22 protein-coding genes and 1 riboswitch are annotated in these 23402 nt (G+C 61.2%); of the genes, 9 read left to right on the top strand and 13 right to left on the bottom strand.

Features of this window, described 5'->3' with window-relative positions:
* Window positions 1-13: 13 nt before the first annotated feature.
* Window positions 14-90: riboswitch (SAM riboswitch) on the bottom strand.
* 116 nt (window positions 91-206) lie between these two features.
* Complete coding sequence (locus Q1A52_RS08185) at window positions 207-1205, top strand: alpha/beta fold hydrolase (protein WP_300013372.1); 999 nt, start codon at window positions 207-209, stop codon at window positions 1203-1205.
* Window positions 1206-1393: 188 nt separating this feature from the next.
* Window positions 1394-2101: a Crp/Fnr family transcriptional regulator gene (locus Q1A52_RS08180; RefSeq protein WP_300013369.1), complete on the top strand. Its 708-nt coding sequence runs from the start codon at window positions 1394-1396 to the stop codon at window positions 2099-2101.
* Here Q1A52_RS08180 and Q1A52_RS08175 read toward each other — a convergent pair.
* The 4 genes from Q1A52_RS08175 to Q1A52_RS08160 form a co-directional block, all read right to left on the bottom strand.
* Window positions 2094-2708, bottom strand: coding sequence for an inner membrane-spanning protein YciB (locus Q1A52_RS08175; protein WP_300013366.1), 615 nt, complete (start codon window positions 2706-2708; stop codon window positions 2094-2096). The two genes, Q1A52_RS08180 and Q1A52_RS08175, sit on opposite strands and share 8 nt — an antisense overlap.
* A 9-nt stretch (window positions 2709-2717) precedes the next feature.
* Window positions 2718-3620, bottom strand: a complete 903-nt coding sequence (locus tag Q1A52_RS08170) for an EamA family transporter (protein WP_300013363.1) — start codon at window positions 3618-3620, stop codon at window positions 2718-2720.
* A gap of 103 nt (window positions 3621-3723) precedes the next feature.
* Entirely contained in the window at window positions 3724-5064 is a 1341-nt protein-coding gene (gene ftsY, locus Q1A52_RS08165; RefSeq protein WP_300013360.1) for a signal recognition particle-docking protein FtsY, read from the bottom strand.
* Between the two features lie 68 nt (window positions 5065-5132).
* On the bottom strand, window positions 5133-6833 hold the full coding sequence (locus tag Q1A52_RS08160) for an NAD(P)H-dependent oxidoreductase subunit E (RefSeq protein ID WP_300013357.1): 1701 nt from the start codon (window positions 6831-6833) through the stop codon (window positions 5133-5135).
* A 208-nt stretch (window positions 6834-7041) separates the two neighbouring features.
* Here Q1A52_RS08160 and Q1A52_RS08155 point away from each other — a divergent pair, with 208 nt between their 5' ends.
* Both Q1A52_RS08155 and Q1A52_RS08150 read left to right on the top strand, forming a co-directional pair.
* Entirely contained in the window at window positions 7042-8142 is a 1101-nt protein-coding gene (locus tag Q1A52_RS08155; protein WP_300013354.1) for an alkane 1-monooxygenase, read from the top strand.
* 4 nt (window positions 8143-8146) lie between these two features.
* Window positions 8147-8560, top strand: coding sequence for a hypothetical protein (locus Q1A52_RS08150; protein WP_300013351.1), 414 nt, complete (start codon window positions 8147-8149; stop codon window positions 8558-8560).
* Window positions 8561-8567: 7 nt separating this feature from the next.
* Here the strand turns inward: Q1A52_RS08150 and xseA are convergent, their stop codons facing one another.
* Window positions 8568-10109, bottom strand: a complete 1542-nt coding sequence (gene xseA / locus Q1A52_RS08145) for an exodeoxyribonuclease VII large subunit (RefSeq protein ID WP_300013348.1) — start codon at window positions 10107-10109, stop codon at window positions 8568-8570.
* 78 nt (window positions 10110-10187) lie between these two features.
* Here xseA and purD point away from each other — a divergent pair, with 78 nt between their 5' ends.
* Window positions 10188-11459 carry a phosphoribosylamine--glycine ligase gene (purD, locus tag Q1A52_RS08140; protein WP_300013345.1) on the top strand — a complete coding sequence of 424 codons (1272 nt, stop codon included), beginning with the start codon at window positions 10188-10190 and terminating at the stop codon, window positions 11457-11459.
* Between the two features lie 27 nt (window positions 11460-11486).
* Here purD and Q1A52_RS08135 read toward each other — a convergent pair whose 3' ends face one another.
* Window positions 11487-12239 carry a VCBS repeat-containing protein gene (locus tag Q1A52_RS08135; RefSeq protein ID WP_300013333.1) on the bottom strand — a complete coding sequence of 251 codons (753 nt, stop codon included), beginning with the start codon at window positions 12237-12239 and terminating at the stop codon, window positions 11487-11489.
* Window positions 12239-12562 carry a 2Fe-2S iron-sulfur cluster-binding protein gene (locus Q1A52_RS08130; protein WP_195822416.1) on the bottom strand — a complete coding sequence of 108 codons (324 nt, stop codon included), beginning with the start codon at window positions 12560-12562 and terminating at the stop codon, window positions 12239-12241. The genes Q1A52_RS08135 and Q1A52_RS08130 overlap by 1 nt, the downstream gene beginning before the upstream one ends.
* A 125-nt stretch (window positions 12563-12687) precedes the next feature.
* On the opposite strand from Q1A52_RS08130, the gene Q1A52_RS08125 reads away from it, so the two are divergent.
* Window positions 12688-13074, top strand: a complete 387-nt coding sequence (locus Q1A52_RS08125; RefSeq protein ID WP_300013330.1) for an OB-fold nucleic acid binding domain-containing protein — start codon at window positions 12688-12690, stop codon at window positions 13072-13074.
* A gap of 51 nt (window positions 13075-13125) precedes the next feature.
* On the opposite strand, the gene Q1A52_RS08120 is transcribed toward Q1A52_RS08125, so the two are convergent.
* The 6 genes from Q1A52_RS08120 to rpiA all read right to left on the bottom strand — a co-directional run bounded on the left by Q1A52_RS08120 (window position 13126) and on the right by rpiA (window position 19471).
* Window positions 13126-14604: a Do family serine endopeptidase gene (locus Q1A52_RS08120; RefSeq protein ID WP_300013327.1), complete on the bottom strand. Its 1479-nt coding sequence runs from the start codon at window positions 14602-14604 to the stop codon at window positions 13126-13128.
* 187 nt (window positions 14605-14791) lie between these two features.
* Entirely contained in the window at window positions 14792-14995 is a 204-nt protein-coding gene (locus Q1A52_RS08115; RefSeq protein WP_195822370.1) for a DUF2065 domain-containing protein, read from the bottom strand.
* Window positions 14992-15891, bottom strand: coding sequence for a protease modulator HflC (gene hflC, locus Q1A52_RS08110; protein ID WP_300013324.1), 900 nt, complete (start codon window positions 15889-15891; stop codon window positions 14992-14994). The genes Q1A52_RS08115 and hflC overlap by 4 nt, the downstream gene beginning before the upstream one ends.
* Window positions 15891-17045 (bottom strand): FtsH protease activity modulator HflK, encoded by a 1155-nt coding sequence (gene hflK, locus Q1A52_RS08105; RefSeq protein ID WP_300013321.1) that lies wholly within the window; start codon window positions 17043-17045, stop codon window positions 15891-15893. Before hflK ends, hflC begins: the two co-directional genes overlap by 1 nt.
* Before the next feature lie 75 nt (window positions 17046-17120).
* Window positions 17121-18584 (bottom strand): FAD-dependent oxidoreductase, encoded by a 1464-nt coding sequence (locus Q1A52_RS08100; protein ID WP_300013318.1) that lies wholly within the window; start codon window positions 18582-18584, stop codon window positions 17121-17123.
* 98 nt (window positions 18585-18682) lie between these two features.
* Entirely contained in the window at window positions 18683-19471 is a 789-nt protein-coding gene (gene rpiA / locus Q1A52_RS08095; protein WP_299777692.1) for a ribose-5-phosphate isomerase RpiA, read from the bottom strand.
* Window positions 19472-19851: 380 nt separating this feature from the next.
* Between rpiA and rsgA the strand changes: the two genes are divergently transcribed.
* The 3 genes from rsgA (at window position 19852) to Q1A52_RS08080 (ending at window position 22933) form a co-directional block, all read left to right on the top strand.
* Window positions 19852-20934 carry a ribosome small subunit-dependent GTPase A gene (rsgA, locus tag Q1A52_RS08090; protein ID WP_300013315.1) on the top strand — a complete coding sequence of 361 codons (1083 nt, stop codon included), beginning with the start codon at window positions 19852-19854 and terminating at the stop codon, window positions 20932-20934.
* Between the two features lie 168 nt (window positions 20935-21102).
* Complete coding sequence (locus tag Q1A52_RS08085; RefSeq protein ID WP_300013312.1) at window positions 21103-22188, top strand: bifunctional transcriptional activator/DNA repair enzyme AdaA; 1086 nt, start codon at window positions 21103-21105, stop codon at window positions 22186-22188.
* Window positions 22175-22933 carry an isocitrate lyase/phosphoenolpyruvate mutase family protein gene (locus Q1A52_RS08080; protein WP_300013309.1) on the top strand — a complete coding sequence of 253 codons (759 nt, stop codon included), beginning with the start codon at window positions 22175-22177 and terminating at the stop codon, window positions 22931-22933. The genes Q1A52_RS08085 and Q1A52_RS08080 overlap by 14 nt, the downstream gene beginning before the upstream one ends.
* Window positions 22934-23402: the final 469 nt, after the last annotated feature.

Raw genomic sequence — 23402 nt, 5'->3', positions numbered from 1 at the left:
TCAACGCGACGGGGTTCCCTCATCGGTGACCTTTTAGCGGAATGTTTAAAGTGGCCCGCAATCCGGTAACAAATCGCCACGCGGGCACAGCTAGAACAATGGGTGTTGCGCGTCAACACCGTCACGGTGCTGTAACAGTAATTTCATGCCCCTGTCGTATGCATTTGGGATAGCTCAACCACAACATCTTGTAGAAGGGGCAGGCCATGCCGTTGCTCAGGATCAACGCCCGTGCCGGGATGCTGACACTGCACCGTGGGGCGACACCGGTACCTGACGCAGTCCGGGCGACACGCGCGGCACCGGGCCCCGCGATCATCATGATCCACGGGTTTAAATACGCCCCGGAAAGTACAAACCACTGCCCTCACAAGAAAATATTTCGTGACAGCGCACACGGTTGGCCCGCGTCGCTGGGGTACAATACCGGTTTGCAAGAGGAAGGTCTGGGCATTGCCTTTGGCTGGTACGCGCGCGGCCCGCTTGCGCAGGTGCACTGCCGGGCGGCAGATCTCGGGCGGGCCCTTGCACAACTGGTGGAGGCTCTGAAAAGCGCAGCCCCCAAGAGGCCCGTTCACATCATCGCGCATTCCATGGGTGCGGAAATCGCGCTTTCCGCGCTTGGGCACCTGCCGTCGCAGGCCGTTCAGCGCATGGTGCTGCTGACCGGCGCAAGTTTTACCAGCCATGCGGAGACAATGCTGCGCACCCAGGCCGGACGCTCTGCGGAAGTCTTCAATGTCACGAGCCGGGAAAACGATCTTTTTGATCTGGCGTTTGAGCGTATGGTTGCCGCGCCTGCCAGACAAGACCGCGCCATCGGCCTCGGCATCGATCTGCCAAATGTCGTCAACCTGCAACTCGACTGCACGGACACGCTGTCCGGGCTCGCGACCCTGGGGCTGCCCATTGCGGCACCGGAACGACGCGTGTGTCACTGGTCCAGCTACCGGCGCCCGGGCGTTATGGCGCTCTACTCCCGGCTTTTGCGCGATCCGCACCGGCTGCCACAAGCGCAGCTGGCCGCGCTCCTGCCGGACACGCCGGAGCCCCGTTGGTCGCGCCTTGTCAGACCACCCGCACACACCTTGCCCAACGGCCTCGGCGCGGGTGCCTTTGCGGCGGCTGCGCAGGTTCTCCGCACCAGGGTCGGATTGTTTCAGACCACCCCGACGGGCGTCAAACCCAAAGAACCTGCGTACTGAACGCCCGAGCGAGGCGGTAACATCATGGCAAAGTGCGGTCTCAATACCCGCGCGCAATTTGCAACGCCACACCGCAAATTCTGCACTTTGGCGCACAAGGTGATGATTTTCTTTGCTTGAACGCGGGATTTTCGCGCAAACTCGCCAGATGTTTTTGGGGGTTGCCGAAATTGACCGTAAATGAATGGATGTATTCGCCTGGGATACTCGTCTATCTAGCGGGCGCGCTGTACGTGGCGGGGCTCATCACGATCAACCAGATCGTGCTGCGCCTTTTGATCCTGACCGGCACATCGGTTTACATCCTCTACTATGCGACCGTGGCCGCCACACCCTTGTGGGAGGCCATTTATGTCAGCGTAATGATCGGCACCGCAAACCTGATCGGCCTTACAAGCCTGCTGGCGCGCAGGTCCCGGTTGGCGATCCCGCGGGCGCATGCGGATATCTACCGGGACTTTCCGCCCCTGCCGCCGGGAGATTTCCGCAGCCTGATGAAACTGGCAAGCCGCTACAGGGTCGATGATGAACGGCAGGTCACAACGGAAGGGATGGCCGGTTCACGGCTCTACTACGTGATCTCCGGCGCAACGCGGGTGCAGAAGGGTGACAATGAGTTCATTCTGCCGCCCCAGTTCTTTCTGGGCGAGATTGCCTTTCTCATCGGACAACCCAGTTCGGCCTCCACCTGGTTGGAGCCGGGGGCCGAAGTGCTGGAATGGCGCTTCGATGATCTACGTCAGAAGTGCAAGCGCAGCTCACGGTTTCGCCTTGCCCTGGAGGCCGCGATTTCTGTTGATCTGGCTCGCAAGGTCGCGCGCGCCGTTGGTCCAAACTCGGTGCGTCCCCGCCCACCAGTCAAATCAATGGCTCCTGAGGAGTTGATGGTTAACTAGGGTCTTCGCTTTCATCTGTGATCAGATAGCTTTGTAGCGTTGTGAACTGCCACATCAGGAAAGCCATCAACGCCACGGGGAAGCCGAAGGTTTCGATCTTGACCCAGGCATCCGTGGACATCGTGCGCCAGACGATTTCGTTTGCCACCGCCAGTGCAGCAAAAGCCGCACAGAGCCTGCGGGTCAGGATCATCCAGCCCTGGTCCCGCATCGGCATCATTTCGTTCATCACGTAGGCCAGATAAGACTGCCCGCGCAGCAGCCCAATCCCGAGCAGTGCCGCAAACAATCCATAGACAATCGTGGTCTTCATCTTGAAGAAGCGTTCGTCGTTGAACCAGGCAGTCAACCCGCCGAAAAAGATCACCATGATCGCGGTAAAGACCTGCATCCGGCTCAGCTGTCCGGTTAATTTCCACAGAATCGCCATGGCCACCAGGAGGATCGGCACAAAGACCAGGGCAGCAATGATGAAGCCCGTATACTCGGTGCCGCCAATCACGAAGACGTCTTCCTTGATCCGCAGATAGATCAGGAAAAACAGAATCGTAGGCCCCAGTTCGAGCACTTGTTTCACAATCGGGTTCACCGGTTTCGTGTCTGACATCAATTCTTCCTATCCGCCCATCTCAACTATCACAGCGCCCAGCGCAATCAATGCCATCAAGGCAATTCGGCGCGGGCCGACGGTTTCCTTCAGGAACAGCCATCCGATGACGGCCGCAAAAACGGTCGAGGTCTCGCGCAGCACGGCAGCCTCACCGACCTTGTCGAGCCGCGTGGCCATCATCACCGCACCAAAGCTTAGCGGCGCGACCAACCCGCCCACCAAACCGCGCGCCATCAGCGGACCCAACGTCGGTCGGTCAGGCATCCGGAGCCAGCGCAAGGCCGCCACAAAGGGCATGAAAAACCCGTCAATCATGAAAAACCAGGCCAGAAAGGTAAAAGGATTCGCCGTCGCCCGGATACCGTAGGCGTCATAGGTCGTATAGAGCGCCACAAAGAGCCCGGTGAGGGCAGCAAGTCCCAAAGCAGCGTTCAGTGTCTCTCGCTCTGACACCAGGAACACCATGTTGTAGATCGCGAGACCAAAGATACCCGCCAGCAGAACGGCCACACCGATCCATTGGACGCCCGTGAAAGTCTCACCAAAGATGAGATAGGCGCCGATCACGGTAAAGAGCGGCCCGGTGCCACGCACCACCGGGTAGACGACCGTATAGGCCCCCTTGGTATAGGCCCAGGCCTGCAAGAGTTTATAGATCACGTGGATCACCCAGACAGCAGCAAAGATCGGCCACATATGCGGTTCCGGCCACGGCACAACGAAGAGGGCAAAGGGCACTGCCATGGCCATGTAGCAAAAATCAATGGCGCCGCGGGTCAGCCAGGGATCATGCCGACCCTTTTGCAGCGCGCCAAAGACCGCGTGCAGGAAGGCCGCCATCAAGGCAAGACCCAGAGCCACCTGATGACCGGTTTCGGTCCCTTCGATTGAAATCAGCCAGTCTGTCACCCTGCGTCCCTGCCAACCGGTGGCCTGAAGCCCACCTTACCTGCTGGGGTAGAGGGTCGTGACAGGCAGGTAGGGTGGGCTTCAGCCCACCGTTGCTTTGTGATCATGCGCGCTCAAGACCCATCAGGGCATCGGCAAAGTCTTCCGGATCAAAGGCATCCAGATCGTCGATCTGCTCCCCCACCCCGATCGCATGAATGGGCAGACCGAACTTGTCCGCCAGAGCCACCAGAACGCCGCCCTTGGCGGTGCCGTCCAGCTTCGTCATCACCAGGCCCGAAACGTCCGAGATATCGCGGAACACCTTCACCTGATTGAGCGCGTTCTGGCCGGTGGTGGCATCCAGCACCAGAAGCGTGTTGTGTGGCGCGGACTCGTCTTTCTTGCGGATCACCCGCACGATTTTGGCCAGCTCTTCCATCAGATCCGTTCGGTTCTGCAAACGGCCCGCCGTGTCGATCAGCAGCAAATCCGCGCCATCGGCCTGCGCCTGGGTCATTGCGTCAAACGCCAGGCTGGCAGGATCAGAGCCTTCGGGCGCCGTAAGCACAGGCACGCCAGCGCGCTCGCCCCAGACCTGCAACTGTTCGACCGCCGCCGCGCGGAACGTGTCACCCGCGGCGATCACGACCTTCTTGCCTGCTGCGCGGAATTGGCTGGCCAGTTTACCAATCGTTGTGGTTTTGCCGGACCCGTTGACGCCAACAACCAAGACCACCTGCGGTGTTCGGGGATAGAGCGGCAGGGGTTTGGCCACCGGATCCATGATCCGGGCGATCTCCGCCGCCATCAACTGCTTGATTTCCTGAACCGACAGTTTCCGGCCCAAATGCCCCTCTGCCATGTTCGCCACCACCCGCAGCGCCGTATCCACGCCCATGTCGGCGGTGATCAGCAATTCTTCCAATTGCTCCAGCATCGCATCGTCCAGCGTGCGACGTACCACGGTTTTGTCGCTGGACCGGCCCATCAACCGACCGAGAAGGCCGGGCTTTTTACCTGTCTCGGGCGGCGCGGTTTTTGTCAGCGCCTCGGCGACCGGCGCCGGATTGCGCGGCAGAACCGTGGGTTCGGGTTCGGGTTCGGGTTCGGGTTCGGGTTCGGGTTCGGGTTCGGGTTCAAAATCTTCCACAGTAGGGCGTGGGTCAACAGCTTCCTGCACCGCTTCCGATGTGGATTCTGTCAAGGCAGGCTCTGCTTCAGGTGTCGCAGACGACACTTCATCGGATGCAACGGTCTCACTGGCCGCTGTCTCCACTTGCGCGTCGATTGGCTGCGGCGCTTCTGTGGGACGTTCGGGGCCTTCCTGGGCGGGCTGCGTCTCCGGCACGTCGGGTGCGACCGCCTCTTCAACGCCGCCCTCTTCGACAATTGCCTCAAGCCCCTCGTCGATTTTCGACGACGACTTGAACAACCGATCCTTCAGCTTCTTGAAAAACGCCATGCCTGCCCCCGTAGCCTATGCCCTCATCTAAGGGGATTTTCCGCGGAGGGAAAGAGCCGCGCCCGCGCTCAGATTTCGTCCGGGAAATGCTTCATAACCAGCCGGATGGGATTCGGCGCAGCCTGCCCCAGACCACAGATGGAGGCATCCACCATGGCCGTGCTCAATTCCTCCAGCAGATCCTGATCCCAGCTGTCCTGCTGCATCAGTTTCACCGCCTTTTCGCAGCCCACCCGACAGGGGGTGCACTGGCCACAGCTTTCGTCTTCGAAAAATCGCAGCATGTTAAGTGCCGCAGCTCGCGCCGAATCGTGATCAGACAGAACGACAACCGCAGCGGACCCAATAAAGCTCCCCAAAGGCTGCAAGGTGTCGAAATCCAACGGCACGTCATCGATGGAGGCCGGCAACAATCCAGAGGACGGCCCGCCCGGCTGGTACGCCTTGAAAACATGGCCCTCTGCCATGCCGCCCGCGGCCTCAATGATGTCGGTGATCGTCGATCCGGCAGGCAGCAGGTAGACACCAGGCGCGGCAACACGGCCCGAAACGGAATAGCTGCGCAGGCCCTTGCGGCCATTTTTCTCCGTCGCGCTCAGCACCTCCGGCCCTTCTCGGCAGATGCGCGCGACCCAATGCAGGGTTTCCACATTGTGCAGCAGCGTCGGGCAGCCAAAGACACCAACCTGCGCCACAAACGGCGGGCGATGCCGGGGCATGCCGCGCTTGCCTTCGATGCTTTCGATCATCGCGCTCTCTTCGCCGCAGATATAGGCCCCGGCCCCCCGGCGCAGATCGATATAGCCGGGCTCCACGACACCGGCCTCTTCCAAGGCACCGATCTCGCGGCGCAATATCTCCAGCACGGCGGGGTATTCATCCCGCATGTAGATAAAGGCCGTCTCTGCCTCAACCGCCCAAGCGGCGATCAGCATGCCTTCAAGAAAAAGATGAGGAACGCGCTCTAAGTAGTAGCGATCCTTGAATGTTCCAGGCTCACCCTCATCGCCGTTCACGGCCAGATAGCGCGGTCCTTCGTTGGCCCGTACAAAGCCCCACTTCTTGCCGGATGGGAAGCCGGCACCCCCCAATCCGCGCAAGCCAGAGGCCAGAACCTCGTCCTGGACCGTTTCCCAATTGCCTTGCGCCCGCAAGTCTTTGAGCGTGGCATAGCCGCCTTCGGCCATATAGGCGGCATAGTCCTGATAGGCAGGCACATGGGCATGAGTGTCCCCAGCCGCAATCGCCGCCTCAACCTTTTCAGGCGTCGCGTGGTCGATATGGGCATGCCCCAGTTCCAGCACCGGGGCCGTGTCACAGCGCCCCATGCAGGGCGCTCGCAAAACCCGCACCTCAGCCGGATCGAGGCCGTCTTCCAGTGCCGCTTTCAGCGCCTGCGCACCCGCCAGTTCGCAGGACAGGGAATCGCACACGCGGATCGTCAGCGCGGGGGGCGGTACTTCGCCCTCTTTCACCACATCGAAATGGGCGTAGAAAGTGGCCACCTCGTAAACCTCAGCCATCGACATGCGCATTTCTTCCGCCAGAGCGCGCAGATGCGCCGCCGACAGATGGCCATAGTGGTCCTGAATCTTGTGCAGATGTTCGATCAGCAGATCGGCACGGCGCGGCGCATCACCCAACAGCGCCTTGACCTCATCCCACGCCTGATCCTGCAACTGACGGCCCTTGGTGTGACGGCGGCCTTTGCCCTTACCCGATTTCCACACGCCTTTCTTTGGGGATTTATCTGCCGTATCCAGTGCCATAGTTCGTCGTCTCCGTGCCCCGGATGTCCCCGGCGCAATTGCAAAAGCGTCATGTTGCGCGGACTCTATCAGCCCGATTTGCCACAAGATACTGCCAAACCCGCCGCCAGTGAGGGCCAGAAACGACACTCTGTGTCTGATCAGAAACTTCTGCTCTTAACCGGAACTGCGCAGACGCTTGGAGTGGTGGCGATATCAGGGTACATAAATGCCCAAGATGAACGCGCGCTTTTCTTCCCTTGGTTTTGCCTGCGCCAGCCTTGGCCCGGCCAATATTCTGGCGTTGGGCGCCCTTCTGGGGGGTGGCTGGCCCTATGCGGGCCTCTTCTGCATAACCCTGCTTGTGTTGCTCTTGGACCGGACGGAGATCGGCGAGATGGCCAGCGCCGATCAGGCGGAGTGGCTGCCCCGCGCCGTCGGGTTTGCGCATTTTGTTCTGCTGGGCCTTGGCCTCTGGGCTGTTGGCGCAACCGGCCACCTCGATACGAGCCAAAAAATCGCGCTTGTCGCCGGGCTGGGGCTCTACTTCGGACAGGTTTCAAACGCTTGCGCGCATGAGCTCATTCATCGCGGCGACCGCAGCATGCGCGCGCTGGGGACGGCGATCTACTGCTCCTTGCTCAATGGTCAACATGTCTCGGCACATATGCTGGTGCATCACGTGCATGCGGGCACGGCGCGGGATCCGAACTCTGCCCCCCTGGGCCGTGGCTTCTGGCGGTTTTTCGGGCGCGCCGTGGTGGATGAGTTTACCGCGGGGCTACAGGCGGAGAACCAACGCAGAAAGGGTCGCGCGCGGGGTCCCCACCCCTATGTCGTCTATCTCGGCGGGGCGGCGGCATCGCTGCTTGTGGCCTTCCTGCTCGGTGGAGGTCTGGCCGTGGTCGTTCTACTCATCCTGGCCCTGCACGCGCAGATGCAGCTGATGCTGTCGGACTACCTGCAACACTACGGGCTGCGCCGGGCCAGCGACGCTTCAGGGCGGGCAGAGCCGATGCGCGCCCATCACAGCTGGAACGCGCCACGAGGTTTCTCCGCCGCGCTGATGCTGAACGCGCCGCTGCACTCGGACCACCACATGAACCCCTCGCGCCCCTTTTCGGAGCTGAGGTTCGACGCGGAAGCGATGCCCACCCTGCCCCGCTCCGTGCCGGTCATGGGCGCGCTGGCACTGGTCCCGCCGCTCTGGCGCCGCGTCATGGACCCCCGTGTGCACATGTATCAGGCAAAGGCGCAGGAGGCTCACGGCAACGTCATGCCAAAAACGACCCTGCAGGCTGGCTCCCAGGCGTCAGGTCTGTCAGAGTAAAATGATGATCCGTTTGTCAGAAATCGCCGCGCTGACCGGGACGATCCTGTGCCTGCTCGCGGGCCCCAGTCTCGCGCAACCCCCGATGAACGCGCAGGAATTCGATGAATACACGCGCGGAAAAACCCTCTTTTACGGGGAAAACGGCGTGGCCTATGGGGCCGAGGAATACCTCGATAACCGTCGGGTGATCTGGTCCTTCCTGGACGGGGAATGCAAGTCCGGCACCTGGTACGAGCAGGCCGACCAGATTTGTTTTATCTACGAGGACAACCCCAATCCGCAATGCTGGACCTTCCACAAGGAAGAGGGTCGGCTGGTCGCACGCTTCCAGAACGCGCCCGGCATGACAGAGCTCTACGAAGCCGGGGATTTCGACGACGAGATGATCTGTCTGGGCCCCCGGATCGGCGTTTGAGGCACGTCTAGAAGAGCGAGCCTTGTTTCGGTGGTTTTGAGGACGCTCTGCGCGGGGTCGGCTTGCCCCCAACGGTGACCCGGCCATCGGCAAACTGAATTTCCAGTGAGGGCGCGGATTTGGCTGTCTTGCTGTCTGTCACAAGCTCTCCCGCACTGCGCACCACGGCAAACCCGCGTTCCAGCGTCGCCTCGTACCCCAGGGTCTGGCGCAGCCGTTCCACCGCGTCGATCTGGCTGCGCCAGGTTGCGATGTTGCGCTGACCGGCATCCGAGAGGCGTGTGACCAGACAGGTGAAGTCCCGCGCTTTCCTGTCACGGTCCTGTTGCAGCGTTGCCGGGCGGAAACGCCGGGCCTGTGCCGCCAGCTGTTCCTCCTTCACCGCCATGGCGCGGCGCAACGCCGGGGTAAGCCGCCCGGACAGTTCGCGCAGGCGTCTCTGTTCGACTAAAACACCGCGCGACAGGGTTGCGGGCCGCAGGGACCCGCTCATGTCCGCCAGCCGCAGTTTGCGTTTCTGCACGCCGGAGATCAGGGCCGGGCCAAGGCGTCCGCCGATCATATCGAGCCGCTGGCGGGGCGTCTCCAGCAGGCTTTCCGCACGTGGCAGCGCCCGCGCCATATCACGCAGGCGCTGATCGCGACGTGTCAGCCCCTGGCTCAGCGCCTGCCGCATGCGCGCGTCCTGACCATCCAGCCAGGCCATCAATTCATGGCGCACCGGCACCGCCAGTTCCGCCGCCGCCGTCGGGGTCGGCGCGCGTTTGTCGGACACATAGTCAATCAGCGTCGTATCCGTCTCATGCCCCACCGCCGAAATCAGCGGAATGTCGGAGGCCGCCGCGGCCCGCGCCACGCTTTCCTCGTTGAACCCCCAGAGGTCTTCGACAGAGCCGCCCCCCCGCGCCACGATCAGCAAATCGGGCCGGGGCAGCGCGCCGCCCGGTGTCATGGCATTGAACCCTTCAATCGCGCGGGTCACTTCAGGTGCACATTTCTCGCCCTGCACGGCCACCGGCCAGATCAGCACCTTGCGGGGAAACCTGTCGCGCAGACGGTGCAGGATGTCGCGGATCACGGCGCCGGAAGGTGAGGTCACCACGCCGATGACCTCCGGCAGGTAAGGCAAGGCGCGCTTGCGGGCCGGATCAAACAGCCCTTCCGCCTCCAGCATCTTCTTGCGTTTTTCCAGCAAAGCCATCAGCGCGCCCATGCCCGCCGGTTTGATATCTTCGATGACAATCTGATATTTCGACTGCCCGCCAAAGGTGGTCACCCGGCCCGTGGCGACAACCTCCATCCCTTCTTCGGGCTGGGTTTGCAGACGGGCGGAGACCCCTTTCCAGATCACACCGGAAATCACCGCGCGGTCGTCCTTGAGATCAAGGTAGATGTGCCCCGACCGCGGGCGCGACACGCGGCCCACTTCCCCCTTGATGCGCACGTGACCAAACTCGCCCTCAATCACGCGTTTGATCGCGCCAGAGAGCTCGGTAACGGTGAATTCGGGGCTGTTGAGCCCGTCGTCGGGGGCGTCGATCAGATCCATGAAACCTCTGGTGTTGTAACGCGGGTGCGTGCAGCTTAGAACGCCGGGAACCCGAGGCCAAGCAGATCAGGAGCCCCTATGAACATTCTCATCCTTGGCAGCGGCGGGCGCGAACACAGCCTCGCCTGGGCCGTCATGCAGAACCCCAAATGCGACAGGTTGATCGTGGCCCCGGGCAATGCCGGGATCGCGGAGATCGCCGATTGTGCCACACTGGACATCGAAGATGGCGGCGCGGTTGTGGGGTTTGCCGAGGAAAAAGCGATTGATTTCGTGATCGTCGGTCCCGAGGCACCCCTCGCCGCAGGCGTGTCTGATCGTCTGCGCGATGCGGGAATTTCGGTCTTTGGTCCCAGCGGTGCGGCAGCGCGACTGGAGGCCTCCAAGGCCTTTACAAAGCAGATATGCGACGCCGCAGGTGCCCCTACCGCCGCTTATGGTCATTTCACCGATGCCGATGCCGCCAAGGCCTATGTGGCGGCGCAGGGCGCGCCCATCGTGATCAAGGCCGACGGGCTGGCCGCCGGCAAGGGCGTGATCATCGCGGAGACCGAGGTTCAGGCGCTGGCAGCGGTGGATGACATGTTCTCCGGCGCCTTCGGCGAGGCGGGCGCGGAAGTGGTGATCGAAGAGTTCATGACCGGCGAGGAGGCCTCGTTCTTCGTGCTCTGCGACGGCGAAACCGTCCTGCCCATCGGCACGGCGCAGGATCACAAGCGGGTTGGCGAGGGCGACACCGGGCTGAACACCGGCGGCATGGGCGCCTATTCCCCGGCCCCGGTGATGACCGAGGCCGTGACCCGCAAGGCGCTGGACGAGATCGTGCGCCCCACCATGGCAGAGATGGTCCGTCAGGGCACGCCTTACCAGGGCGTTCTGTTTGTCGGCCTGATGATCCAGGACGGACAACCGCGCCTGGTCGAATACAACGTGCGCTTCGGCGACCCCGAGTGCCAGGTGCTGATGATGCGGCTCGGCGCGCAGGTGCTGGATCTGTTGCAGGCCTGTGCCGAGGGCCGTTTGGCCGAGGCGCAGGTTAACTGGGCGGCGGATCACGCCATGACGGTGGTTCTGGCGGCAAACGGGTATCCGGGAAGCTACGAAAAGGGCTCTGTTATCAATGTCCTTGAGAAGGTGCCCGAAGACAGCAGCCATATGGTATTTCATGCCGGGACCGGTCGGGATGCAGGCAAGTTTACAGCCCAGGGCGGGCGCGTTCTGGCCGTAACGGCCCGTGCAGGTACCCTGCAGGACGCCCGTGACACGGCATACAGGATGGTGGATCAGATCGACTGGCCCGAAGGCTTTTGTCGCCGTGATATCGGCTGGCGCGCATTGAAACCCGACTGAGGGCGCGCCTCACGTGCGACCACGAAACTAGGGCGCGCAGGCCATGGCGCGGGCAAACCCCGGCCCACTCGTGTCATCACCAAGTGTTTTCGTGATGAACTCGCCGTTCAGATAGGAGACCGAAACCAGCCGGGACCAGTTTGCCGACGCAACAATCATCTCCGCCACGCCAGCGCAGGTTCGAATGCCGCCTGCGATATCCGGCTCGCCGATGCGGTGGTTGGTGACACCCGGCAAGGCCGCCTGTTCCGACAGCACGCCGTTCTCATAGCGCCAAAGGCGCAGGGTCTTGGCCAGATGCGGGCGGTCAATATAGGCGATCTCCATCACGCCATCCCCATCCAGATCCGCAGCCCCCACTGGCGCCAGCCAGCGGAAACGCGTTCCAATGTGAGGGGTCGACGTGATCCGCCCGTCGGCACCATAAACCGCCAGACGCGCACCTTCCGTCTGGCTGCTCTCAACGGCAATGACTTCCGCCGCACCGTCAAAGTCGAGATCGACCAGCCGCGGCGCGGTGTCCTCAAAGACGAGATCATCAGGTAGAGAGAACCGGCGTTCCGTCCCATCGGCATAGCCCAGGACAAGGGTGGTGTGTTCGATGGCATCGCCAAGAACGGCATGTGCATAACGTGTCGTTGGACCCGCATAGCTGGCTGCGATGATTACCGGCTCAGCCGCAACCGCCTGCCCCCCTACCACCAGGCACAAGGCCAGCCGCGCGCGGCGGACGAAACGGTGCCATCCGCGCTCGGGCAGACGCCGCGCCCTGGCCCGCATCAGATCTGTTTTTCAGGCATCTGCACAACGAGACCGTCCAGCGCATCGGTCACCTTGATCTGACAGGTCAGGCGCGACCGGGCTGGATCAGGCTCATAGGCGAAATCGAGCATGTCTTCTTCCATGTCTTCCTTCGCAGGCAGCTTATCGGTCCAGGCCGGGTCCACATAGACGTGGCAGGTGGAACAGGCACAGGCCCCGCCGCAGTCGGCTTCGATGCCGGGGATGTTATTGTCCCGCGCACCTTCCATCACGGTAAGGCCATTGGCGACCTCCACCACATGTTCGGTGCCGCCGTGTTCGATATAGGTGATCTTGGCCACGTGTGTCGTTCCCTTCCTGATCCGTTTCCGCTTGTCTACCGGGGCGATATAGGGCGCGCCAGCCTCTTTTGCGACCCTGAAGGAACAGGCTTGCGACATCTCCAACTTGTTCTATATTTGTTCTTATGCGTGTGATGACTGCCCTCCCTGCTGACCGGCAACCGCAAACTGCGAAAGGGCACTGGCCACGCCCGCCCGCCTGTCTGGTGGCCGCAGATCTGCATCTGCCGCCGGTCAATGCGCGCATCACGGTGGCCGGGCTGGTGATCCTGCGCCAACGCCCGGGCACCGCCAAGGGCGTGATCTTCATCACCCTCGAAGATGAAACCGGGGTGGTGAACGTGATCATCTGGCGGCATATTTACGAGAAATTCCGCCGCGCCGTGATCGCGGGCCGCCTGCTGCGCGTCACTGGCCGTCTGCAGCGCGCCCATGCGGTCACCCATGTGCTGGCCGAAGATGTGGAGGATATCTCTCCCCTGCTCGACTCATTGGTAAACCCGGAAAGCTGAACAAAAAAAGAGCGCCCCGCAGGACGCTCTCTTGTCATTATTTTCAAGCGATTATTCTGCCAGTGACAGAGCCACGAAGCGCGGATCACCCGCGCGCCGTACCAGCAGCAGAAGCGACTTGCGCCCTGCTTCTTCGGCCGCTGCCACACGCTCTTCAAGCTCGGCAATGCTGGTGACCTTCTGCTGTCCGGCCTCCGTGATGATGTCGCCTGCCCGCAGACCTTTTTCAAAGGCCTCGGAAGTCTCATCAACCGCCGTTACAGCAAGCCCCTGCATGTTGGCTTCGGCGCCAAGCTCTTCACGCAGCTCATCCGTCAGCGTTGTCAGGGTCAGCCCCAGCAGGTCCTTGGTCACCGGATCATCACTCTCCTCAGGACCTGCTGCCACGGCTGGCACGGCACCTTCGGCTTCTTCCCGGCGGCCCAGGGTCACGCGCAGGGTCATCGATTTACCCTCCCGCATCACCGTGACACGCACGGTTTCACCCACCGGGCTGTTGCCCACCTGGCGGACCAGACCACGTGTATCCTCAACGGTTGTTCCAGCAAAACTGATGATCACATCACCCGCTTCCATGCCCGCTTCGCTTGCCGGGCCTTCGGGCACATCCGTGACCAAAGCGCCGGAGGCGGTTTCAAGCCCCATGGCTTCGGCCACGTCCTCAGTCACATCCTGAATGCGCACACCCAGCCAACCGCGGCGGGTTTCGCCAAATTCCTTCAGCTGATCCACCACGCGGGTCACCACGTTTGAGGCCATGGAAAAGCCAATCCCGATGGAGCCCCCGTTGGGCGACAGGATTGCAGTGTTCACACCGATCACTTCACCATCCATGTTGAAAAGCGGACCGCCTGAATTGCCCCGGTTGATCGCCGCATCCGTCTGAATATAGTCATCATAGGTACCGCTCAAAGCGCGATTGCGGGCCGACACGATGCCAGCGCTGACCGAGAAGCCCTGCCCCAGCGGGTTACCCATCGCCACAACCCAGTCGCCGACCCGCGACAGATCGCTGTCGGCGAAACTTACGAAGGGCAGCGGGCCGTCCGCTTCAACTTTCAGCAGGGCAATATCCGTATTCGGATCGGTGCCGACTACCTCGGCCTTGAGCTCACTGCCATTAAAGAATTCGATCAGGATCTCATCCGCGCCCTCGATCACGTGGTTGTTCGTCACCACATACCCGTCTTCCGAGATTACAAACCCGGACCCAAGGGCCGACGATCGGCGCGGCCGGTTGCCATCACCCTCGTTGTTGCGATCCTGAAATTCGCGAAAGAAGTCCTCAAAGGGCGATCCCTCGGGCACGATACCCTGGGGACCTGTACGCCCGGCCACGACCGTCGAGGTCGTGATATTCACCACGGAGGGGCTAATTTTTTCCGCCAACGGGGCCAGACTTTGCTGTTGCGCCAGCGCGCTCAGCGGCTGAACCAGCATGAATGCCAGTGTCAGAACCGCCAAGAGCAACAGGCGCATCTGGACGGGGATGAGGCTGATGTTGGACATGGATACTGCCTTGGGCTGCATGCGTCGTCTCCTGAAATCTCTTGTTTCGGGCTCAAATGCCCTCTTGCTCGTTATCTTTCGTGAATGCTCACAGACTGCATTTAGGGTGACCTTCGTGCAACATCAAAGATGTATCACTCTGTCACAGTTTCAACAGTGCGTTACCAAACTGTGAAGGCAAAGGCCGTTCCCGCCGGATGCGCAACACTTAGCCGATGCTGGCACCAAGCTGCCAGGCGAACCAGACCAGGATCAGCCCGCTGACCACGATCAGCAGCCCCAACTGGCGCACCGCAGCCTCGGGCAAGGCCCGCAGAGCTTCGAGCATCCGTTCAATAAGCGAAGGGGCCAGCGCATAGGCCAGCCCCTCGATAATCATCACGAGCCCGAGAGCCAGCAGCAGCGTGCTCACCGACGCTCGCCTTCATCAGACCGGTATCCCTGATCGGACCGGAGATAGTTGAAGAATTCGCTGTCGGGCGACAGGACCATCGTCGAGTTGCTGCCGCGCAACGACCTCTCGTAGGCTGTCATGGAGCGGTAGAATTCGAAGAACTCCGGGTCTGCACCAAAGGCATTGGCAAAGATCGAGTTACGTTCCGCATCTGCCTGACCGCGAATGATATCCGCTTCGCGGGTCGCATCCGAGGTCAGCTCGACCACCGTCCGGTCGGCAAGGGCGCGCACCCGCTGAGCGGCTTCCTCACCCCGGGCGATCTCGTCCGCGGCCTCACGTTCCCGCTCCGCCCGCATCCGCGCAAAGGTCGCATCAAGGTTCTGCTCGGGCAGGTTGGTCTGTTTCAGACGCACGTCCACCACTTCCAGCCCCAGCGGCAGGGCGCGCAGACGCGCCTGCTCGGTGATCCGCGCCATCAGTTCCGCCCGGTCCGCAGAGAGGATCGTGTTGGATGTCACCCCGTCCGAGCCGAGAACCGCCCGGATCGTCGGGTTCAGGATCCCTTCGAGACGATCCTCCGCTGCACGCATGCCACCGACGCCAACCGCTTGCCGGAACTGGGTCACATCCGCGATCCGGTAACGAGCGAAAGCATCGACAACCAGACGCCGGTCATCCGACGGTGTCACCTCGGTCACTTCGGTATCAAGCGACAGGATCCGGTCGTCATAACGCACGACCTCCTGGATCAGCGGAATTTTGAACGCCAGACCAGGGTCTTCCTTGACAGATTTGATCTGTCCGAACTGCAAAACCAGCGCTTTTTCACGCTCGTCCACAATGAAGACAGAACTCAGAACGCCGATGACGGCGATCACAACGATCGGAATAAGAAAATTGCCAGCGCGCATCAGTTGGTTCCTCCCGCAGCAGCGCCACGGCGCAGTTCATTCAAAGGCAGATAGGGAACGACACCCTGCCCGCCGTTGCCGCCCAGATCACTTTCAAGAATGATCTTGTCAACGTCGCCAAAGACACGCTCCATCGTCTCCAGATAGAGCCGCTTGCGCGTCACTTCCGGGGCCTTGGCATATTCTTCAAGTACGGAGGTGAAACGTGCCGCCTCACCCTGCGCTTCATTGACCTGTTGGGCGCGGTAGGCTTCCGCCTGCTCCAGTTGGCTTGCGGCTTCACCACGCGCGCCCGCTGTCACCCGGTTGGCGTAGGCATCCGCCTGACGCTCCAAACGGTCGCGTTCCTGCTCTGCCGCCTGCACTTCGCGGAAGCTGTCGATCACCTCGCGCGGCGGGTCCGCCTTGTCGAGGTTGAGACGCACGATGTTCACGCCGCTGTCATAGGCATCGAGCGTGCCCTGAATGAGCTGCTCCGCCTCATCCGCAATGACCTGACGGTCCCGGTTGAGGATCGGCGCCAGTTGGTTACGCGCGATGACTTCGCGCATCGCCGATTCAGACACGGCGCTGATGGTTTCGCGCGCCTCGGCAAGGTTAAAGAGATACTTCGCCGGATCATTGATGTTCCAAACCACCTGGAAATCGATGTCGATGATGTTTTCATCGGTGGTCAGCATCAGGCCGCTGTCCACGCGCGACCCGATATCTTCTGTCTGTTCTCGCGTCACCGGCAGGACCTCCGCCGTGACCAGCGGCCATGGGGCAAAGTTCAGACCGGGGTTGCCCGTGGCGTAATACTCACCCAGAAAGAGCTCAACCGACTGCTCTTCCGGTGCCACGGTGTAGAAGCTGGCAAGGCCCCAGGCGACCACTGCGCCGACCACGACCAGACCGATGGTGCCGCGCGTAAATGCGGGACCACCGCCACCGCCCGTGCCCCCATTGCCGGTGCCGCCACCTTTGCCGCCCATCAGGACGCGCAGACGCTCCTGGCCCTTTTTCACCAGCTCGTCGATTTCCGGGATTTGTGGCCCCTCACCGCCCGGTCCACGCGGACCGCCGCCGTTGTTGCCGCGGTTTCCACCGCGCGGCCTGTCATCATCAGAGTTTCCACCGCCGCCCCCCCAGGGGCCGCCATTATTCCCAGCCATTCAGTCTCTTTCCCTCCTAAATCGCGTGCAGATGCGATTAAATTCAAGCCATAGGTACGTAAGAATACGCGGAATTCAAGCCGTCCGCATCGGTGTTCGCATCGTGACAATCTCTTCCGACATCGTGGGGTGTACCGCCACCGTCCTGTCGAAATCTTCTTTGGTCGCACCCATTTTAACGGCGATGCCCGCCAGTTGGATCATTTCACCCGCGCCGGGTGCGACGATGTGGCAACCGAGCACCTTCCGTGTCTCCTTGGAGACGATCAGTTTCATCAGCACCCGGTCAGGCCGCCCGGCGAAAGCCGTCTGCATCGGGCGGAATGATGTGCAGTATACCTCAATTGCCTCCTGATCGCGCGCTTCTTCTTCGCTCAGGCCGACGGTGCCCATTTCAGGCTGCGTGAAAATGGCCGAGGGGATCAACTCGTGATCGACGGGCGTCGGGTTGCCTTTGAACACCGTCTCGACAAAAGCCATGCCTTCGCGAATGGCCACGGGCGTCAGGTTGACCCGGTCTGTCACATCGCCAATGGCATAGATCGACGGCACGGCGGTCTGGCTGTAGGCGTCCACCTCGATCTGGCCGCGACGGCCCAGTTTCACGCCGACCTTTTCAAGTCCCATGTCTTTCGAATTAGGGTCCCGCCCTGTGGCAAAAAGAACCATGTCAAAGACCTTTTCACCACCGTTGGTCGACTTGACCCAGATAGGTCCCTTTGCGTCCTTTGCACTTACCTGCATTTCCTGGCGTTGTTTGACATCCGCCCCCATGGCCGCGTCTGACGCGGTGCCCGCAGCGCTCATCATATGGTCTTCACTTGCGGGCGACATCTCCAGGATGTTTGCCCCGACACGCAGATCAATACCGCGTTCGCGCATGGATTCGGCGACCAGACCGCGCGCTTCTTCGTCGAAGCCACGCAGAATCTGCGCACCGCGATAATACTGCGTCACCTCGACACCAAGCCCGTTCATGATTCCCGCAAATTCACAAGCGATGTATCCACCGCCCACGATCAACAGGGATTTCGGCAGGTTCTCAAGGTGGAAGATGTCATCCGATACGATACCCAGATGCGCATTCGGCGTGTCAGGCCGCACGGGGTGTCCACCGGTGGCAATCAGGATGTGCTTGGCGCTTTTTGTCTCCCCCGTGGAGAGTTTGACCTCATGCGGTCCGGCCACCGAGGCCCGCGCATCGAAGGTATCGACACCTGAGCCCTTGAGCAGATTGCGATAGACCTGCTCCAGCCGGTCCAACTCGCCGTTCAGGCGGCTGCGGAACGATTGCCAGTCAAACGGTCCCTGCTTGAGGTCCCAGCCATAGGAGGCCGCGTCTTCAACCACCCCTGCATATTCACTGGCGAAAACCATGAGCTTCTTGGGCACGCACCCCCGGATCACGCAGGTACCGCCATAGCGGTCATCTTCTGCCAAGGCGACTTTCGCGCCCGCTTCTCCGGCAGCGACACGTGCGGCGCGCACGCCCCCCGAACCGCCACCGATCACAAAGAGATCGTAGTCAAAATCGCTCATCGCGGGGGCCTTTCCGGGTCTTTGGGTCTTGGAGGTCTGTATATATACTCGCGGCGCAGTATTACCACATCACGTCGCGGTTAGTCTGGCCGCAGCCGTCAGTCGGACAGGTCCGCAAAAAGATTGTCGCTCTCCACGAAATCCAGCTTGCCGGTTTCGACCGTGCCTTCATTGATGTCGCGCACCTCAACCTTGCCGTCACCATAGCCGATGATCACCCGGTCACAGATGTCGATGAAGAGGCCATTTTCGACCACGCCCGGCATCTGGTTGAGCACCAAGGCCAGTTGTCGCGCATTGCCGATCCGTTTCACGTGAAGATCAATGATGTGATTGCCTTCGTCGGTTAGAAAAGGCACCTGACCGTTCATACGCAACGTGCTTTCACGGCCCAGCACATCCATCGATACCAGTGTTTCCTCCACCAGCGCCTGGGTGGTCTGCCAGCCGAACGGGATGACTTCGATGGGCAGGGGGAACGCGCCCAGCGTCTCCACTTCCTTGCCCGCATCCGCGATGACCACCATCTGGTCAGAGGCCGTGGCCACGATCTTTTCCTGCAACAGGGCACCGCCCCCGCCCTTGATCAGGTTCAACTGCCCGTCGAATTCATCCGCGCCGTCGATGGTGATGTCCAGCCATTTGGCTTCATCGAGAGAGATCACCTCGATGCCCACATCGCGCGCCAGTTCCGCGGTGCGCGTGGATGTCGGCACCCCCTTGATGCGCAGGCCATCGTCTCGCACCATTTCGCCGAGGCAACGCACCAGCCAGGCGGCGGTTGATCCGGTCCCCAACCCCACGCGCATGCCGGTTTCCACCAATTGCGCGGCGCGCTTTGCCGCAACAAATTTGGCCTTGTCGATGGGAGAGAGGTCTGAAGACATGAGCAGATTCCTTCGCGCTAAGATCTCCGCCTTATAAGAAACAAGCGCGGCGGGCGCGAGACCTGAATCGGCCTCGACAAGGCGGAAGACGCAATCGGTGTGCCCGCATCACCATTTCCTGGGTCGATTATATGCAAATTGCGACTTTGTGCGGATGGATCACGCTTGAAACGGGTCTTGCATCCGCTTATCCTAACGGCGTCGAAACGGAGATTTCATGGCCCGGTAATGTGGGGAGGCAAACGTCCTCCCGATGCAAGATCAGCACTAGAAGCACGATGCTCGTTCTGCACGGGCGCGCCTGTTGACCTGCGATACCCACCCTACCGAAATCCGCGCCCGGGCAAACCCCGTGGCACCGACATGAAAGTCTGAACCCCATGACACGGGACTATTCCGAACTCTTTCCGCCAAACACAAAAAGCGGCACCACGAAACGTCCACTCTCCACCCGCGACAGCCTTGGCTGGCAGCCGTTTTTCGCACAGCAGATCAGTATTGAAGAGCTGACCGAGACACCGCCTGTCCGGGTCATCGAAGTGCACCGCAATGGCCTGCACGTTATGGGCGATGGTGTGGACACGACCCTTCCTCCCCGTCCCGATGTGACGGTGGGCGATTGGCTGCTGTTCGACCAGCAGGCTCCACAGCATAGCCGTCAGCTGGACCGCAAGAGCCTGATCAAGAGGCGCGCACCCGGCACCGACCGGCACATCCAGTTGATCGCTGCCAACATCGACACCGGGTTCATCGTGTCCTCTTGCAATCAGGATTTCAACATCGCACGGCTGGAACGCTATGTCGCCCTGGCCTTCGAGGCAGAAATTGCGCCGGTCATCATCCTGACCAAGGCCGATCTCTGTGACGATACGGGCGCTTATGTCGATGCCGCCCGCGCCATTTCCGAGATGGTGCCCGTTGTAACGTTGGATGCACGTGGCGACGCCCCACGCGAAAAGCTGGCTCCGTGGTGCAAGCAGGGCAAGACAGTCGCCTTTCTCGGGTCCTCCGGTGTCGGGAAATCGACACTCACCAATGCCCTCTCCGGTACACAACTGGCCGACACGAACACCATCCGCGAAGATGATGCAAAGGGTCGGCACACCACGACGCGGCGCCAGCTGCATGTGGTGCCCTCCGGCTGTATCGTGCTGGACACACCCGGGATGCGTGAGCTGCAGTTGACGGATGCCGCGTCCGGGATCAACGACGTCTTTGCGGACCTGCACGAATTGTCCCGACACTGCCGTTTCCGGGATTGCCAGCATGACACCGAACCCGGATGCGCCGTCCTTCAGGCCATTCAGGTGGGTGAGATCGAGGCCGCGCGTCTGACTCGGTGGAAGAAACTGCAAGCCGAAGAGGCGTTCAATTCCTCAACCCTTGCAGAGCGTAAATCGAAAGATAAACAGTTGGGCAAAACCATACGTTCGATCATGAAACACAAGAAGGGCCGGGGCTGACAGGACATCGACCCCAGTCGCATTTGCAAAGCCCTTCACCCGGCTTTGCAAAGTGACCTGTTGACGGAACCTGCGCCGTCACTCCCGAAAAACAATCGGGCGCGCTCAAAGGAAATACGCGCCCGATTTCCGGCGGACGGCGGTTTTGATCGATGCTAGACAAGTCGCATGCTCTTTGATCTGCCAGACCACGACACGCTCTACCGGGCGCTTCTCGACCGGGATGACCGATATGACGGGCAGGCCTATGTCTGCGTCGCCACCACGGGCATCTTCTGTCGTCTGACCTGTCCGGCCCGGAAACCAAAACCGGAGAATTGCGCGTTTCGGGCCACCATCGGCGAATGCATTGAGGCCGGGTTCCGACCCTGCAAGAGATGCCATCCCCTGCAGGCTGCCGCCCTTGCCGACCCCGCGATTGGTACACTGCTTGCCGCCCTGGATGAACGACCGGATATCCGCTGGTCCGAACAGCACATCACGCAGTTGGGGTTTGATCTTTCAACTGTGCGGCGCAGCTTCAAACGCCAGTTTGGCATGACCTTTCTCGAAATGGCGCGGCAACGGCGCCTGCGGGAAGGGTTTGAGACCCTGTCGGGCGGCGGCAAGGTGATCACCGCGCAATACGAGGCGGGGTTCGAGTCCCCCAGCGCGTTTCGCGCGGCCTTTGGGCGGCTTTTGGGCTGCGCGCCGGGCTGCCTGACCCGAGGCGGTTTGCTGCAGGCAAGCTGGATTGGCACGCCGCTTGGCGACATGATCGCGGTCAGCTGCAAAATGCATCTGCACCTGCTGGAATTCGTGGATCGCAAGGCCCTGCCCAATGAGCTCAAAAAACTTCAGAGACATGCAAAAGAACAGATCGGGATTGGCACGCCACCCGCAACGGAGCAGGCGCGCGCGGAACTGGATGCCTTCTTTGCCGGGCGAACAGCAGTGTTCCAAACGCCGCTGGCCTTTCACGGCAGCGCCTTCACGCGAAGGGTCTGGGAAGAACTTTTGACCATTCCTGCAGGTACCACGCGGAGCTATTCTGACATTGCGCGGCGCATTGGCAAACCGACTGCGACACAGGCCGTGGCGCGGGCGAACGGGGCCAATCAGATTGCCCTGATGGTCCCCTGTCACCGGGTCCTTGGCGTCGATGGCGCGCTGACGGGCTACGGGGGCGGGCTTTGGCGCAAACAGCGTCTGATCGAGATCGAACGACACTTCAAATCAAGTAAAAAGGAAACCGAAACACATGTCTCAGGCTGAAAAAGCGCTTCTGTTCAAAGGGTTGCACGTCGCCGGGCAACCGGTTGTTCTTTACAATATCTGGGATGCGGGCGGGGCCCACGCCCTGGACAAGGCCGGGGCAAAAGCCATCGCAACAGGCAGCTGGTCCGTTGCCGCCGCCCATGGATACAAAGACGGCGAAGCCATGCCGCTTGATTTCGCGCTGATGATCGTGGAGCGCATCGCCCAGAGTACTGATCTGCCGCTCACTGTTGATTTCGAAGGCGGCTACGCGGAAGACCCCGACCAGATTGAAAAAAACGTCAGCCGCGTGATTGCAGCAGGGGCTGTCGGGATCAATTTCGAGGACCAGATCGTGAAGGGGTCGGGTCTTTACGCCATTCCCGATCAGGTCGCACGGATCGAGGCGGCAAAGAGGGCCGCCGACACCGCTGGTATTCCGCTGTTTGTAAATGCCCGTACCGATGTGTTCCTCAAGGCGGGACCCGACGGGGTGCACGCCGATCTGATGGATGACGCACTGGCACGGCAGGCAGCCTATACTGCGGCAGGAGCCGACGGGATTTTTGTGCCCGGACTGACGGACGGCAGTCTGATCCGGACGATCTGCGAAGAGGCCAGTTTGCCTGTGAACGTCATGATGCGCGGGGCGCTCAAATCGGTAGAGGACGCCGCCCAGTTCGGCGTCGCGCGCGTCAGCTTTGGGCCCGGTCCATATGCAGCCGCCGTGGAAGATCTCACCGCTCGGTTCAACGCGATCTGAACCAGCAGGGCGGAGGCATCAACTCCGCTCTCATCGAAGCACTTCGGCGAACAGGCGGGCGCAGCGTTTTTCTAGGCTGCGCCTCTGCGACACAGACATGCACTGAGCCGCATGCGCGAAACCGCGGTACGAAACCACCTGCGTGGCCGACACCAAATCTGCGGGTGTCACAAGGTATATCTATGGCGGCGCACTGACTCTTATCGCACTGCCTTGAATTGCCTCAGAGTTCTGATATCGAGGCGTGAAATCACACCATTATCCGGATGGCCCCTTGGAATCCTTGTTTATTCTTGGCCTCTTGCTGGTCATCGCCCTGCCTGCTTCGATCGTTTACCTTCTTGTGTCGAACGCGAAGCTTAAAACCCGCGTATCCGCACTTGAGGCGCGTCTGCCCAGCAACAAAAAGTCAGTATCAGCGGCGCCCGCCCCGCGTACAAAGAGCACTGCGCCAAGCCCTTGGCCTCGC

The organism is uncultured Roseobacter sp. (assembly GCF_947488185.1).
GTDB lineage: Bacteria > Pseudomonadota > Alphaproteobacteria > Rhodobacterales > Rhodobacteraceae > Roseobacter.
This window is presented reverse-complemented; position numbering and strand designations above follow the sequence as displayed.

Bases quoted from the DNA above. Each gene is read 5' to 3' on its own strand.
- Q1A52_RS08185 (WP_300013372.1), top strand. From the start codon at position 207: ATGCCGTTGCTCAGGATCAACGCCCGTGCCGGGATGCTGACACTGCAC.
- Q1A52_RS08180 (WP_300013369.1), top strand. From the start codon at position 1,394: ATGTATTCGCCTGGGATACTCGTCTATCTAGCGGGCGCGCTGTACGTG.
- Q1A52_RS08175 (WP_300013366.1), bottom strand. From the start codon at position 2,708: ATGTCAGACACGAAACCGGTGAACCCGATTGTGAAACAAGTGCTCGAA.
- ftsY (WP_300013360.1), bottom strand. From the start codon at position 5,064: ATGGCGTTTTTCAAGAAGCTGAAGGATCGGTTGTTCAAGTCGTCGTCG.
- Q1A52_RS08160 (WP_300013357.1), bottom strand. From the start codon at position 6,833: ATGGCACTGGATACGGCAGATAAATCCCCAAAGAAAGGCGTGTGGAAA.
- Q1A52_RS08155 (WP_300013354.1), top strand. From the start codon at position 7,042: ATGCCCAAGATGAACGCGCGCTTTTCTTCCCTTGGTTTTGCCTGCGCC.
- Q1A52_RS08150 (WP_300013351.1), top strand. From the start codon at position 8,147: ATGATCCGTTTGTCAGAAATCGCCGCGCTGACCGGGACGATCCTGTGC.
- xseA (WP_300013348.1), bottom strand. From the start codon at position 10,109: ATGGATCTGATCGACGCCCCCGACGACGGGCTCAACAGCCCCGAATTC.
- purD (WP_300013345.1), top strand. From the start codon at position 10,188: ATGAACATTCTCATCCTTGGCAGCGGCGGGCGCGAACACAGCCTCGCC.
- Q1A52_RS08135 (WP_300013333.1), bottom strand. From the start codon at position 12,239: ATGCGGGCCAGGGCGCGGCGTCTGCCCGAGCGCGGATGGCACCGTTTC.
- Q1A52_RS08125 (WP_300013330.1), top strand. From the start codon at position 12,688: ATGCGTGTGATGACTGCCCTCCCTGCTGACCGGCAACCGCAAACTGCG.
- Q1A52_RS08120 (WP_300013327.1), bottom strand. From the start codon at position 14,604: ATGCAGCCCAAGGCAGTATCCATGTCCAACATCAGCCTCATCCCCGTC.
- hflC (WP_300013324.1), bottom strand. From the start codon at position 15,891: ATGCGCGCTGGCAATTTTCTTATTCCGATCGTTGTGATCGCCGTCATC.
- hflK (WP_300013321.1), bottom strand. From the start codon at position 17,045: ATGGCTGGGAATAATGGCGGCCCCTGGGGGGGCGGCGGTGGAAACTCT.
- Q1A52_RS08100 (WP_300013318.1), bottom strand. From the start codon at position 18,584: ATGAGCGATTTTGACTACGATCTCTTTGTGATCGGTGGCGGTTCGGGG.
- rpiA (WP_299777692.1), bottom strand. From the start codon at position 19,471: ATGTCTTCAGACCTCTCTCCCATCGACAAGGCCAAATTTGTTGCGGCA.
- rsgA (WP_300013315.1), top strand. From the start codon at position 19,852: ATGACACGGGACTATTCCGAACTCTTTCCGCCAAACACAAAAAGCGGC.
- Q1A52_RS08085 (WP_300013312.1), top strand. From the start codon at position 21,103: ATGCTCTTTGATCTGCCAGACCACGACACGCTCTACCGGGCGCTTCTC.
- Q1A52_RS08080 (WP_300013309.1), top strand. From the start codon at position 22,175: ATGTCTCAGGCTGAAAAAGCGCTTCTGTTCAAAGGGTTGCACGTCGCC.